Genomic DNA, 13,323 nt, shown 5'->3' with positions numbered 1-13,323 from the left:
TTGGCGCCGCTTGGACCATGGGGGATTGGTGGACAGCGCTGAGTATGGGTGAGCCGTACACAGCTGGGTGGGAGTTCGAGGCCATCGCGGATCGGGTGAGGAACTCCGCCACCATCAGGATCCCCGGAGTGGAGTGGATGAGAATCTCGCTCCGTGTAGGCCCAGTTGGGTAGGGCCGCTTGAATCAAGCCCCGCCGTACAGGCGTCGCAGGTCGACCAGGACCACTTCGCCGCGGGCGGCCGCGGCCTGGAGGTCCGGGGTGAAGCCGATGCCGCTGTAGCAGGCCGGGCGGGTGTGGGTTGTGTCGAAGCCTCGGGATGTCAGGAGGGTGAGGATGTGGCGGAGGCGGTCCAGGTGGCGGATGTCCATTTCCTTGTTCCACTTCGCCTCGCCGATGGACAGGAGGATGCCGTGGTCCTGGCCCACCGCGCCGCGCACGACGACGTCGACCTCGTGTGAGGTGCGTGCGGCCGGGTCGGCGACGGTTCCTGAGGTGACCTCGATGGGTAGGCCGCCGAAGGTGTCGGGGTCGGCGTGCTCGGCGACCCATCCGCGGCACAGGTGCTCGAAGTGGGGGCCGACGACCTTGCTCAGGAAGGTGTCCTGGGCCTGAGCCCACGCTGCCGCCGTGTTGCCTTGACGAGTCAGCTGGGCCTGGTTGCGGCGGACCACCGCGTGGTGAAACGTGATCAGAGGCTCGGCAATGCGGTACGCGCTGCGGTTGCCTCGGAAGGCGTCCTGTTCCGCGGTCAGAAGTCCGCAGCGTTTGAGAACGGTCAACGGCTGGGAGATGTCGGTTGCCTTGCGGCCCACCGCGCTCGCGATGCCCCCGCTGGTGTGATTGCCGGCCGCGACCGCCCCGAGGACGGAGTGGTAGAGCGCGCGATCGCGTATGTCGGGTTCGGAGGCGATCAGGAACTGCGGCTCATGGTGCAGGCGGCGTGCCGGGTTGAGGGCCGTACGGCACACCCAGTCGTCGAAGTCCTCCAGTCGCTCCGGTACGTCGTTGGTCACGAACTCCCGCCGGTAGGCCGGGGTTCCGCCGACCACGGCGTGAGTGAGGACGGCGAGCCGTGGGTCGTCGATGGCCCAGAACTCGGCCGCCTTTCGGTAACCCAGGGGGCGGATGACCAAGTTGAGGGCGGGTCGGGTGTACTGCGGAGACGTGCCCAGGCAGGACATCGCGCTGCCGCAGAGCAGGAGACGTGGGTGACGGCCCGCTCGGGCACCCAGGGTCGCCCGGAGGCGGGAGGGGAGGGAGGAGTCGCCCGTGACCAGATGGGGGAACTCGTCGATGACGACGGGGACGGAGCGCTGCGCGGCCAGGTCGAAGAGCAATTGCAGGGCTTCCGTCCAGTCGTGCGGGCGGGGTGGCACCGGGGCGTCGGTGAAGCGTCCGATTGCCTCGCCGAGCAGCTGCAATGACTCTGTCCGCGTGGCCTCGACGGCGGCGAAGTAGAAGCCGCCGGTAGCTTCGGTGAGGGCCTTTAGCAGGAAGCTCTTCCCCTGTCGACGGCGTCCCGAGAGCACCCCGAGGCGCGGTCCCGGTTCCTCGTCAGTGACGAACGCGGCGAGATCGTTCCACTCCTGGGCACGGTCGAAGATCTGAGGTGGTTTGGGGAGGTCGCGGAGGTACACCCCCGAAAACGAAACCGCACCCGTGCGGGGCACGGGTGCGGTTTTCTGCGCGTTGGTGGCTCGGCTTAGTACCAGCCGTTGGCCTGCCAGAAGTTCCAGGCGCCGCAGGGGCTGCCGTAGCGGTCCTTCATGTAGTCCACGCCCCACTCGATCTGGGTGGCGGCGTTCGTCTTCCAGTCGGAGCCGGCGGAGGACATCTTCGAGGCCGGGAGGGCCTGGACGAGGCCGTAGGCGCCGGACGAGGCGTTGGTGGCGTTCACGTCCCAGCCGCTCTCGTGGTCGACGATGTTGGAGAAGCACTGGTACTGGGCCGAGTCGCCGATCATCTTCTTCGCGGTCGCCTGGGCCGAGGACGCCTCGGCGGCCTGCGCGGGCGCCGCGGCGAAGATCGCACCGGCGGCGGCAGCTGCCACGGCGGTACCGGCGAGGGCCTTCTTCGGGGTGGCGATGCTGCGGAGGAAGGAAGTGGCGGACAAGGCGGTGACCTTTCGTCGGGGACGGTGTGGCCGCGGCATGTCGGAACCACACGGTGTGTGGCGGGGACATGCGTCGGCGCCGAGGCCCGTGGGGCTCGTCGGCGCCGTGCGACGTCATCCAGAGAAACAGGCTTGGCAGGGGTCCGCAATGACCCCTTTTGCTAGTTGTGGTCGTATGTGGGGTACATGCTTCTCGTGTGACGTGGCTCTCAACGTGCAGGTCAGACACTGTTTTGGCGTGAACATGGCGTCCGGTTTGTCCGACTAGGCTGGATCGTAGGTGATGTGGGTCATGTGGGGTGGTTCACCGCTGCGGTGACAGGGTGTTCCTTCCGGCTTACGCAGTGGGTTTGTCGAATGTGACCGGCGCCTCGAAAGCGGCCCTCCTCGTGGCTCGGCGGAGCGCCTTGAGGATCGCCGGGCCGAGGGTCAGGGTCAGCACGACCGTCACCAGGGCTCGGCCCAGGTCCCAGCCGAGGGAGGTGGCCAGGCAGTAGACGACGAAACGGGCCAGGTTGGTGGGGACGCCCGCGTCCGGGTCGTAGGCGATGTTCGAGGCCTGTTCCTTCAGGAAGGGCCAGCCCGCGAGGTTCGTCATCGCGCCGTAGGCGAAGGCGGCTATGAAGCCGTACGCGGCGATCAGCAGGAGTTCCGCGCGGCCCCGGAGCCTGTCCTGGCCCGGGAGCAGGCCCGCGCCCATCGTGAACCAGCCCATCGCCAGCATCTGGAACGGCATCCATGGTCCGACTCCGCCCGTGAGCAGGGCCGACGCGAACATGCTCAGCGAGCCGAGCACGAAGCCGAAGCCCGGGCCGAGGACGCGGCCGCTGAGCAACATCAGGAAGAACATCGGCTCGATGCCGGCCGTACCTGCGCCGAGGGGACGTAGGGCTGCGCCCGTCGCCGCGAGTACGCCCAGCATTGCCACCGCCTTCGGGCCCAGGCCGGACTCCGAGATCGTCGCCGCTACGACCGCGACCAAGAGGATCAGCAGAGCTGCGAAGAGCCACGGGGCGTCCTGGGCGTGCGCGCTCGCCTGGGATTCGGGTGGGGCGAAGAGGGGCCAGCCGATCGCGCCCAGGCCTACCGCGCTGACGAGGGTCAGGGCGGCTATCGAGCGGGGTCCCAGGCGGATGGGGCGGGACTGGGGGGTTGGCTGCGGGGTCATGCGAGGGCCTGCTTGACCTGGGCGACCGTCAGCCAGTGCTGGGGGGCGAGGATCTTGGTGACCTGGGGGGCGAAGGAGGGGGACGACACCACGACGTCTGCTGTGGGGCCGTCTGCGATTACCTCTCCCTCTGCGAGCAGGAGCACTCGGTTCGCCAGTTCTGCGGCCAGTTCTACGTCGTGGGTGGCCAGGACTATGGCGTGGCCCTCTGCCGCGAGTGTGCGCAGGAGCTTGATCAGGCGGGCCTTTGCCGCGTAGTCCAGGCCTCGGGTCGGTTCGTCGAGGAGGAGTAGGGGTGGGCGGGCGGTCAGGACGACGGCCAGTGCGAGTGCGAGGCGCTGGCCTTCCGAGAGGTCTCGGGGGTGGGTGTCGTCTGTTACGCCGGGGAGTAGGTCGGTGACGAGGGTGCGACAGGTGCCGGGGGCTGCGCCGGCGTCCGTGTCGGCTGCGGCGCATTCGGCGGCGACTGTGTCTGCGTAGAGCAGGTCCAGGGGTTCTTGGGGTACGAGGCCTACTTGGCGGACAAGGGTGGGGGGTGGGGTGCGGTGGGGGGTTATGCCGCCTACCTGGACTGTGCCCTTGGTGGGTTCGAGTAGGCCGACCAGTGCGTTGAGCAGGGTGGATTTTCCGGCGCCGTTTCGGCCCATTAGGGCGATGGTTTCGCCGGGGGTGATGGTGAGGTCGATCTTGCGTAGGGCTTGGACATGTTCGCGGGTGATTGCTAGTGCTTGTACTTCGGCGAGGTGGGGGGAGTGGGAGGTGGGCTGGGGGATGGGGGAGCGTCGGAACCACCGGCGTCGGGGCTCGGTCGGGGTGGGGTCGCTTGCCCGCGCTTGCGGGGTGCCGCCTGCGCCCACCCGTGCCGCCCCAGCGGCACGACTGCCCGCAGGCTGCGCGAGTCGGTCGCGGAGTTCCGTTGCACGTCGTCGCGCGTCCCTCACCGTCAGGGGCAGGGGGGTCCAGCCCGCCAGGCGGCCCAGGTCCACTACCGGTGGGGTTACTGGAGAGATCGCCATTACGTCTGCCGGGGTGCCGAGGACCGGGGCCGCGCCCGGTGATGGCAGCAGGGCTACCTGGTCGGCGTACTGGATGACCCGTTCCAGCCGGTGTTCGGCCAGCAGGACTGTCGTGCCCAGGTCGTGGACCAGGCGTTGGAGGACTGCCAGGACTTCTTCCGCTGCTGCGGGGTCCAGGGCTGAGGTGGGTTCGTCGAGGATCAGGACCTGGGGGTGGGGAGTGAGGACCGAGCCGATCGCTACGCGCTGTTGCTGGCCGCCGGAGAGGGTTGCTATCGGGCGGTTGCGGAGGTCGGTGAGGCCCAGGAGGTCGAGGGTTTCCTCCACCCTGCGGCGCATGACGTCCGGGGCCAGGCCCAAGGACTCCATGCCGTAGGCGAGTTCGTCCTCGACCGTGTCCGTTACGAAGTGGGACAAGGGGTCCTGGCCCACCGTGCCCACGATGTCGGCCAGTTCGCGGGGTTTGTGGGTGCGGGTGTCTCGACCGGCCACCGTGACTCTGCCGCGGAGGGTGCCGCCCGTGAAGTGGGGGACCAATCCGCTTACGGCGCCGAGGATTGTCGATTTGCCTACGCCGGACGGGCCTACCAGGAGGACCAGTTCGCCTTCCGGGACCTCGAAGTCGACGTTCTGGACGGTGGGTTCGGTCTGGCCGTCGTACGTCACGGAGACGTTTTCGAAGCGGATCACGACGGCTCCTTCGGGGTGGGGGCGAGGGCGGCTGGGAGCAGGCCGAGGAGGATCGCTGCCGCGGGCCAGAGGGGGAGGGTGGGGGCGGTGAGGGGGATTACGCCTGGTTCCAGGGCTGTGGGGTCCTTGGTCGCGGCTACGAACATGAGCGCGGCGACTGTTGTGCCGGAGGCCGTTACCAGCCAGGCCCGGGCGTCCCAGGGGTCCGGGCGGTAGCGGGTGCGGGTGGCTCGGCGGCCGCCCAGGCGTAGGCCGATGAGGGCCGCGGTGAGGCCGGTGAGGAGGACGGGGAGGCCGTACGTGCCGCCTTCCGCCGTCAGTACGCCGTAGGTGCCCGCGCAGACTCCGAGGAGACCGCCGAGGGTGAGGGCGGTGGTGGTACGGCGCACGGCTGGGGGGACATCGGCGGTACGGCCGTAGCCTCTCGCGTCCATGGCGGCGGCGAGCGCGACCGAGCGTTCCAGGGCGCCTTCCAGGACGGGGAGGCCTACCTGGAGCAGGCCTCGGATGCCGTTGTCCGGGCGGCCCCGCAGGCGGCGGGCGGCTCGTAGGCGCTGGACGTCCGCGATGAGGTTCGGGGCGAAGGTGAGGCCGACGACTACCGCTACGCCCATTTCGTACAGGGCGCCCGGGAGGCATTTGAGGAGGCGGGTGGGGTTGGCGAGGGCGTTCGCCGCGCCTACGCAGATGAGGAGGGTGGCGAGTCGCAGCGCGTCGTAGAGGGCGAAGACGAGTCCCTCCGCGTGTACTCGGCCGCCTATGCGGATGCCTTGGGCCCAGTCGGGGAGGGGGACTTCGGGGAGGGTGACGAGGGTGTGGGTGCCGGGGATGGGGGAGCCGAGGAGGATGGCGAAGGCCAGGCGGATGAGGATTACGGCCAGGGCGAGTTTGAGGAAGGCGTTGTAGGAGCGGGACCAGGGGGTGTTCTGGCGGCAGGTCGCTACTACGTAGGCGGATGTCGCTATGAGGAGGGTCAGGAGGAGGGGGTTGGTGGTGCGGGTCGCTGCGGTACCGAGGGCCAGGGCCCAGAGCCACCAGGCCCCCGGGTGCAGGGGTGCGCGGGGTTGGGGCTGGGTGGGATGCCCGCCCGGCGCCCGCGTCCTGGCCATCACGCCCGCCGTCGGCGTGCCTGCCAGATTGCCGCCGCTCCCAAGGTTGCTACGCCCGCCACACCTGCCCACAGGCCCACGGACGGGTTGTCGTTCTTCTCTGTGTTCTTCGGGGTGGTCTTCGCGACCTGTTCTCCGCAGCCCGCGCTCGGGTAGCCCGCGATCGCGCAGAGCAGGGCGTTCGAGTCGTAGCGGAGGGGTTTGGCAACCGAGGCCAGGGCCTCTGCCGTTGTCGCGTCCTCCGCCACGTGGGCGCAGGCCGTGCGGAGCTTCGGCGGGGTTTCTCCTGACGGGGACTCCGACTTCGTGCCGAAGTCGATTACCAGGGCCACTCTCTTCTTGCCGTCCTGCGCGGGCGTTCTCGCGCAGATCGTGCCGAAGGTCCCGGTGCTGCGTGGAGTCGCCGCGTCCGACGAGTCCTCGCTCAGGGTGAAGCGGAAGCCCTGGACGTCGCCGTCGGAGGGGACCGCCATGGACGGGCCCTGGGTGGCGTACATCCAGGACGAGCCCTCGCGGTCCCAGAAGGACCAGTAGCGGTAACTGGCAGCCTGCGCCGAGGGCGTGGCCGCACACAGGGCGAGTGCGGCCAGCAACAGCGCGCCGGCGCGGCGGATCACAGCTGCTGCCCCTTGTTGCGGCTGCTGATCAGGAAGCCGACGCCGATGCCCGCGACCAGGCCGACACCGATGATCCACCAGACGCTGACGCCACCGTCGTCCTCGTCCTTCTTCTCCTCGTCCTTCTTCTCCTCGGCCGTCGCGGTGGCCTTCGGCTCCGGGCCCGTCGCGTTGAGCTGCTTCACCAGGTCCGTGCCGCCGAAGTCGCGCGGGTCGGCGCCCGCCACGGAGGCGGCGAGGATCAGCTGGGCGTAGGCCGCGGGGCCGTTCTGCTTCGCCCAGTCCGCGGAGTTCTGCTCCAGCCACGTCAGCGGCTGCTGCGCCGCCTTCGGTCCGCCAGTCAGGGCCAGCGCGACGACCGCGTCGGCGGTGTTGCCGTAGTCGGGCTGGTCCTCGGCGCCGGCGAGCGCGGACTTGAGATAGCCGTCCTTCTTCATGGCCGAGGCCAGGTAGGACGCGCCGTTGGCGGCGGCCTGGTCCGGGGCGGGGTGGGTGGCGTCGGCGCAGGACAGGTCCGTGTCGGCGGCGGCCTTCGCCGAGGCCATGCTCATGCCCTTCATACCGACCACGGCCGCCGCCGTCGCGTCCGCGTTGGCGGTCAGCTTGCCCTTCTTGTCCGGCTGGTAGGCGAAGGCACCGCCGTCGGCGCACGGCAGGGCCAGCTCGCGCAGCGCGTCGTAGGGCGACTTGCCGCCGTTCACCACGGTGTCGGGGTCCTGCCCGACGGTGTTGAGGGCGCCGATGACGACGGAGGTGGAGTTGGCGTCGCTGGGGCCGCCGGGGGTGTAACCCCAGCCGCCGTCCTTGTTCTGTTCGGACTTCAGCCAGTTCACGGCCTTCAGGGCGACGTCCATGTGGTCACCGTCACCGGCCAGGGACAGCGCCTGGGCCGCGGCGGCCGTGCTGTTGGTGTCGACCATGACCTTGGCGTCACAGGCCTTGGCGGGCTCGGCCCGGAAGGCCGCGAACGCCCCGTTCCCGCACTGCTGACCGAGCAGCCAGTCAACGGCCTTCCCGGCGGGCCGCACGTCCACCCGGAACTGGGCGATCAGCGCGAGGGACTGGCGCCAGACGCCGTCGTACGTCGGGTCCGTGCTGCCGTACAGCCCGGAGGGGATCGCCACGGACGGCGACGGGGACGGGGACGCGGCCATGACGGGCGTGGCCGTGCCGATCACTGCGGTGGCGGCCAGGACCGCGGCGCTGCGGCGGACGTTCATGATCGGCGGGTGCCTCTCCCTGATGGGAGCCGGGCAGCACGGGACGACCCCGGGCGGCTCGGCTCCGCAGACCTCGACGGTGCCGTACGACGGCGGGCTGCCGACGCACGTGAGCCGTTCACGTACCGCGCGGGGCAGTCCGGCTCGCGGCCTTTCGGCTGCTCACGGTTGCGGGTCAGCGCCGGATTTGCACCGGCTTCCCCCCGTACGGGTGTGATGACGACGCGGCCACTCTACCGGCCCGTAGGGAAGCGGCCGGGGGGACGGGGGTAGGTTCCGCCCATGGGGATCACGGGGAAGCTGATCGGCTCGGGGCGGGCGTCCGATGTGTACGAGCTCGGCGACGGGTGGGTGCTGCGCCGGGACCGGGAAGAGTACGGCGACGGGGTCGCCGAGGCGGCGCTGATGGAGCGGCTGCACGCACACGGCTACCCGGTGCCGCGAGTCCGGGTCGCCGACTGCACGCGCAGCGAGCTGGTCATGGAGCGGCTGAACGGGCCGACGATGCTGGAGGCCTTCGGCGCGGGGCGGATCGGTCCGCAGGAGGCGGGGGAGGTCCTGGCCCGGCTGCTGCGGCAACTGCACGCGCTCCCTGGGCGGGTGATCCACCTGGACCTTCATCCGGACAACGTGATGCTCACGCCGCACGGCCCCCACGTCATCGACTGGACGAACGCCGAGGAAGGCGAACCGGGCCTGGACTGGGGCATGTCGGCGCTGATCCTCGCGCAGGTCGCCATGACGGACGCCCAACTCGCCGTACCCGTCCGCGCAACACTCGCCGCCCTCCTCGCCGACCCCTCCGACCTCACCGAGGCCGGGCTGATCGAGGCCCGGCGCCGACGTGCCGCCAACCCGACCATGACCGCTCGGGAGGTCGAAGTCCTCGGTGAGGCAGAGGAGTTGGTGCGGTCGTTCATGGTCTAGGCGCGCGGGGTCGGTCCGGCGAAGGCCAGGTGGAGGACGCGGGCGGAGAGCAGCCAGCCGCCGTCCGGCGATCTGCGGAAGCTGTCCATGTAGTGGCCGACCTGGACCGGCGGGCCCGCCGGGACCAGGCCGCCCGCGAAGCCGTCGACTCGGTACGTCGTGAAGTACGAGGTCGCCGTCGCCGTGTCGGGGGACGTCACCGTGACCAGGATGTTGGACATCAGGCGGCGCGAGAGGCGGTCGGCGGGGCGGGCGCCGAAGTACTCCCGGAGCGCCTTACGGCCCTTGATACGGCGGTCGCCCGCAGGCCACTCCCAGATGCCGTCCTCCGTGAACAGCTCGGCCACGGAGGCCGGTTCGCCGAGGTCGAGGCGGTGGACGAAGTCGATGAGCAGACGCTCGCAGGCGCGCTCGGCGTGCAGGGTTTCCATGATCCCGTACTAAACCCTCATACGGCCGTGTACGTCACCGGATCGCTTCCCGTCACCGCCTCCGCCCTCCCCAGCTTCACGAGTCGGCGCAGGTGCGACTCGGCCTCCGACACCGCGATGTTCCTTGACCCGTAAGGGATTTGGTCCCAGGGGCGGTTCCACTCCATGCGCTCGGCGAGCTGCCAGGCGGTGAGGGGGACGGAGAGGAGGGCGAGGAGGTCGGTGAGGCGGGTTTCGTGGTGGGCGAGGAGGGCTCGTACGCGTCCCGCCGCGTCGGTGAACGCGTGCTGGTGGGCCGGGAGGATCTCGGCGGGGGCGAGGCGGGCGACGCGCTCCAGGGAGTCGAGGTAGTCGCCGAGCGGGTCGGTGACGGTGGTGTCGTCGGGGTCCTCGTACAGGCCGATGTGCGGGGTGATCTCCGGGAGTACGTGGTCGCCGGAGAACAGGCGCCCGTGGCCGGGGAGTTGGGCCGGGTGCTCTTCCTCCAGGTGCAGGCAGACATGGCCGGGTGTGTGGCCCGGGGTCCAGATCGCGCGCAGGCGGCGGCCGGGGAGGTCGAGGAGCTCGCCCGGGACGATCTCGCGGTCCGGGAGGGCGGGGGAGAGGCCGGGCAGGGTACGGCGACGGGCGCCGCGCAGGGGCGCCACATGTTCCTCGGGGGCGCCGGCCGCGGTGAGCTTCGCCGCCATGTACGTGAACCAGCGCTCGGGTTCGGCCGATCGCGTACGGCGCACGATCGCCGTGTCCGCCTCGTGCATCGCGATCCAGGCACCGGAGGCCTCGCACACCTTGCCGGACAGGCCGTGGTGGTCGGGGTGATGGTGGGTGACGACCACACCGTGGATCTCGGCGACCCCGGTACCGCAGGCCGTCAGCCCCTCGGCGAGGGTGTCCCAGGAGGCCGGGTCGTCCCAGCCGGTGTCGATCAGCACCGGGCCCCGGTCGGTGTCGACGACGTACACCAGCGTGTGCCCGAGGGGGTTGTCCGGGATCGGCACCTGGATCGACCGTACGCCCCCGCCGTGATCGAACGTTCTTGCCATCCGGCCCTCCGTCTGCCCGCGACCTCGGCCCACTATAGCCAGAACTGATGCAGCGTCAGATAGCGCGTTCGGGTAATCACAGTTCCCTGATCCACGAAAACGACCCCGCCCTGCGGCATCTGCTGCGCAGGGCGGGGTCGTCGGGCGGGAGCGGGATCGCTCTCCTCTACGGCTGCATCACGGGTCGATGTTCAGCGTGCAGGTGTAGATGCCGGCCGGCAGGTCGTCCATCTCAAGGGTCTCCGGGTCGCCGCCGGGGCGGCTGTCGCCGACCACCGTGGTGCCCCTGCGGCACACGATGTCCGAGGTGATCTCGCCCGGCACCTGTCCCGTGATGTTGATGTCGACATCGGCGAGCGGCACGTTCTCGAAGGCGACCAGGCCGTCGTCCTCGTCGGTGGGCCGGTTGTCGGTGCAGTCCGTGCCGGGGACGACCTGAGCGGTCTTGGTGTCCTCGTCACGGGCGTATCCCTCGGGAGCCTCCGTCTCCGCGACGGTGTACTCGCCTTGCCGCAGCCCCGAGATGCACACGACGCCGGTCTCGGGGGCCTCGTCGGGCACCTCTCCGTCGGGCGTGTCCTCGGTGTCGGTCACGAACTCGCTGTACTCGTTGGGACCGGTGACCGCGAACTTCGCGCCCTCGACCTGGACGGGCCCGCCCTTGCTGCTGTTCTTCTCGATCAGCAGGGCGCCCTCCTGGACCGCACCGAAGCAGAACTCGATGTGGCTGATGCCGCGCGGGTTGCCCCTGTCGGTCAGCGGCGCGTGGAGGTTGCCGTCGTCCGTTACGCCGCCCGGGCGGTAGTCGTAGAAGTTGGCGTTGTTGCCGCCCTTGACGAGGACACCGACGACGACGAGGTCGCCGTCGATGTGGAAGGTGAAGGTCCTCGGCTCGGAGGGAGTGCCTCCGAAGGTGACGTCCACGTCCAGCAACCCGACGAGCGTCTCGTTCGTTTCCGGATCCGTGGCTTCCACACGGACGTTCGTCTCGTCCCTTGGCGGGTCCTGCTTGTAGAACTCCAGGAAGTCGCCCGGCATGACGGTGGCACAGGTCGGGTTGCCCGACCTGAGTGAGGGAGTCTCGCCTCCGGTGCTGGGCGAACCTGGAATGTCGGCCGCCGCCGTGCCGGCGAAGGAGACCGTCATCGCGGCCGCCATTCCGACGGCGAGGACGGACGAGCGGCACCGTGCGGCCAGTGACTTGGATCTTTCCGGATGGGACAGAGCGGTTGCTCTCATAGGAGTGGCTCCACCTTTTGGTTCTCGGCTCGGGCTTTGCACCCGAGGAGGAGTATTTGAACCTTTTGACGCGGTTCGCACGTAGCCACACGTGTCGACTAGGCCGACCAGACGCACACACCGCCCGGAAAGCGCAAGCGGGACCGGAACACCCGGCCGCACTCCGCCATGAAGAACATATTTCCCGGTCGGTGGCCGGTCCGGCGCAGGCCTGGCTTCCTCGAACTAGAACTGGTATCAGTTCTGAAACATCGTCAGAACTAGCTGCCCCGGGAGGCGTTCGGCCATGGCGGAGATCGTGGAGCACGGACAGCTGTTCATCGGCGGGGAGTTGACCGATCCGCTCGGCCAGGACGTCATCGAGGTGATCTCCCCACACACCGAGGAGGTCATCGGGCGCGTCCCGCACGCGTCAACGGCGGATGTGGACCGCGCGGTCGCGGCGGCACGGCAGGCCTTCGATGAAGGCCCTTGGCCCCGACTGCCGTTGGACGAGCGCATCGCCGTCGTCACCCGCATCAAAGACGCCATCGCCGCCCGGCACGAGGAGATCGCCCGCGTCATCTCCTCCGAGAACGGGTCGCCGTACTCCTGGAGCATCCTCGCGCAGGCGCTCGGCGCGATGATGGTGTGGGACTCCGCCATAACCGTCGCGCGGAACTTCACCTACGAGGAGCAGCGCGACGGAGTTCTCGGCAAGATCCTCGTCCGGCGCGAGCCTGTCGGGGTCGTGGCGGCCGTGGTCCCCTGGAACGTCCCGCAGTTCGTCGCCGCCGCCAAGCTCGCGCCCGCGCTGCTCACCGGCTGCACGGTCGTCCTCAAGCCGTCGCCCGAGTCGCCGCTGGACGCCTACCTCCTCGCGGAGATCACGAAGGAGGCCGGGCTGCCGGAGGGAGTGCTCTCCATTCTCCCGGCCGACCGTGAGGTCAGTGAGTACCTCGTCGGGCACCCCGGCATCGACAAGGTCTCCTTCACCGGCTCGGTCGCCGCCGGCAAGCGCGTGATGGAGGTGGCCGCGCGGAATCTGACCCGCGTGACCCTGGAGCTGGGCGGCAAGTCCGCCGCGGTCGTGCTGCCGGACGCGGACGTCGACACCGCGGTGGCCGGGATCGTCCCGGCGGCCTGGATGAACAACGGACAGGCCTGTGTCGCCCAGACCCGCATCCTGCTGCCGCGCTCCCGCTACGACGAGTTCGCCGAGGCGCTGGCCGCCGCCGCGAACGCCCTCGTCGTCGGCGACCCGCTGGACCCGGCGACCCAGGTCGGCCCGCTGGTCGCCCAGCGCCAGCAGCGCCGCAACCTCGACTACATCCGCATCGGCCAGGAGGAGGGCGCCAAGATCCTCACCGGCGGCGGTCGCCCACACGGCCTGGACCGCGGCTGGTACGTCGAGCCGACGCTCTTCGGGGATGTCGACAACTCCATGCGGATCGCGCGGGAGGAGATCTTCGGGCCCGTGATCTGCCTGCTCCCCTACGGCGAGGAGTCCGAGGCCGTGAAGATCGCCAACGACTCGGACTACGGGCTCAGCGGCAGCGTCTGGACGGCCGACGTCGAGCGCGGCATCGAGGTCGCCCGACAGGTGCGTACCGGCACCTACTCGGTCAACACCTTCAGCCTCGACATGCTCGGCCCGTTCGGCGGCTACAAGAACTCCGGGCTGGGGCGCGAATTCGGGCCCGAGGGGTACGGCGAGTACCTCGAACACAAGATGATCCACCTCCCGGCGGGCTGGGAGGCGTAGAGAG

At 69.8% G+C, this 13,323-nt stretch carries 12 protein-coding genes; 2 read left to right on the top strand and 10 right to left on the bottom strand.

Annotated elements, in window-relative coordinates:
- Positions 1-184: 184 nt before the first annotated feature.
- From OHT76_RS13340 to OHT76_RS13310, 7 genes are all read right to left on the bottom strand, one after another.
- Positions 185-1,639, bottom strand: coding sequence for an AAA family ATPase (locus tag OHT76_RS13340; protein WP_328871024.1), 1,455 nt, complete (start codon positions 1,637-1,639; stop codon positions 185-187).
- A gap of 65 nt (positions 1,640-1,704) precedes the next feature.
- On the bottom strand, positions 1,705-2,115 hold the full coding sequence (locus tag OHT76_RS13335; RefSeq protein ID WP_328871023.1) for a transglycosylase SLT domain-containing protein: 411 nt from the start codon (positions 2,113-2,115) through the stop codon (positions 1,705-1,707).
- A gap of 337 nt (positions 2,116-2,452) precedes the next feature.
- Positions 2,453-3,283, bottom strand: a complete 831-nt coding sequence (locus OHT76_RS13330) for an ECF transporter S component (RefSeq protein ID WP_328871022.1) — start codon at positions 3,281-3,283, stop codon at positions 2,453-2,455.
- On the bottom strand, positions 3,280-4,989 hold the full coding sequence (locus OHT76_RS13325; RefSeq protein ID WP_328871021.1) for an ABC transporter ATP-binding protein: 1,710 nt from the start codon (positions 4,987-4,989) through the stop codon (positions 3,280-3,282). The genes OHT76_RS13330 and OHT76_RS13325 overlap by 4 nt, the downstream gene beginning before the upstream one ends.
- Positions 4,986-6,098: an energy-coupling factor transporter transmembrane component T gene (locus OHT76_RS13320; RefSeq protein ID WP_328871020.1), complete on the bottom strand. Its 1,113-nt coding sequence runs from the start codon at positions 6,096-6,098 to the stop codon at positions 4,986-4,988. The genes OHT76_RS13325 and OHT76_RS13320 overlap by 4 nt, the downstream gene beginning before the upstream one ends.
- Positions 6,098-6,715: an SCO2322 family protein gene (locus OHT76_RS13315; RefSeq protein WP_328871019.1), complete on the bottom strand. Its 618-nt coding sequence runs from the start codon at positions 6,713-6,715 to the stop codon at positions 6,098-6,100. The genes OHT76_RS13320 and OHT76_RS13315 overlap by 1 nt, the downstream gene beginning before the upstream one ends.
- On the bottom strand, positions 6,712-7,935 hold the full coding sequence (locus tag OHT76_RS13310; RefSeq protein ID WP_328871018.1) for a prenyltransferase/squalene oxidase repeat-containing protein: 1,224 nt from the start codon (positions 7,933-7,935) through the stop codon (positions 6,712-6,714). The genes OHT76_RS13315 and OHT76_RS13310 overlap by 4 nt, the downstream gene beginning before the upstream one ends.
- 282 nt (positions 7,936-8,217) lie before the next feature.
- Here OHT76_RS13310 and OHT76_RS13305 point away from each other — a divergent pair, with 282 nt between their 5' ends.
- Positions 8,218-8,862, top strand: coding sequence for a phosphotransferase (locus OHT76_RS13305; RefSeq protein ID WP_328871017.1), 645 nt, complete (start codon positions 8,218-8,220; stop codon positions 8,860-8,862).
- Here OHT76_RS13305 and OHT76_RS13300 read toward each other — a convergent pair.
- From OHT76_RS13300 to OHT76_RS13290, 3 genes are all read right to left on the bottom strand, one after another.
- The gene (locus OHT76_RS13300) at positions 8,859-9,293 is read right to left on the bottom strand and encodes a nuclear transport factor 2 family protein (RefSeq protein ID WP_328871016.1); all 435 of its coding nucleotides are present in this window, start codon (positions 9,291-9,293) and stop codon (positions 8,859-8,861) included. The two genes, OHT76_RS13305 and OHT76_RS13300, sit on opposite strands and share 4 nt — an antisense overlap.
- Positions 9,294-9,310: 17 nt before the next feature.
- On the bottom strand, positions 9,311-10,336 hold the full coding sequence (locus OHT76_RS13295; RefSeq protein ID WP_328871015.1) for an MBL fold metallo-hydrolase: 1,026 nt from the start codon (positions 10,334-10,336) through the stop codon (positions 9,311-9,313).
- A 177-nt stretch (positions 10,337-10,513) separates the two neighbouring features.
- Entirely contained in the window at positions 10,514-11,575 is a 1,062-nt protein-coding gene (locus OHT76_RS13290; RefSeq protein ID WP_328871014.1) for a prealbumin-like fold domain-containing protein, read from the bottom strand.
- Positions 11,576-11,861: 286 nt separating this feature from the next.
- Here OHT76_RS13290 and OHT76_RS13285 point away from each other — a divergent pair, with 286 nt between their 5' ends.
- On the top strand, positions 11,862-13,319 hold the full coding sequence (locus tag OHT76_RS13285; protein WP_328871013.1) for an aldehyde dehydrogenase: 1,458 nt from the start codon (positions 11,862-11,864) through the stop codon (positions 13,317-13,319).
- Positions 13,320-13,323: the final 4 nt, after the last annotated feature.

The organism is Streptomyces sp. NBC_00287 (assembly GCF_036173105.1).
Classification (GTDB): Bacteria; Actinomycetota; Actinomycetes; order Streptomycetales; family Streptomycetaceae; genus Streptomyces.
The sequence above is the reverse complement of the archived record's forward strand: the minus strand, read 5'-3'. Positions and strand labels throughout refer to the sequence as shown.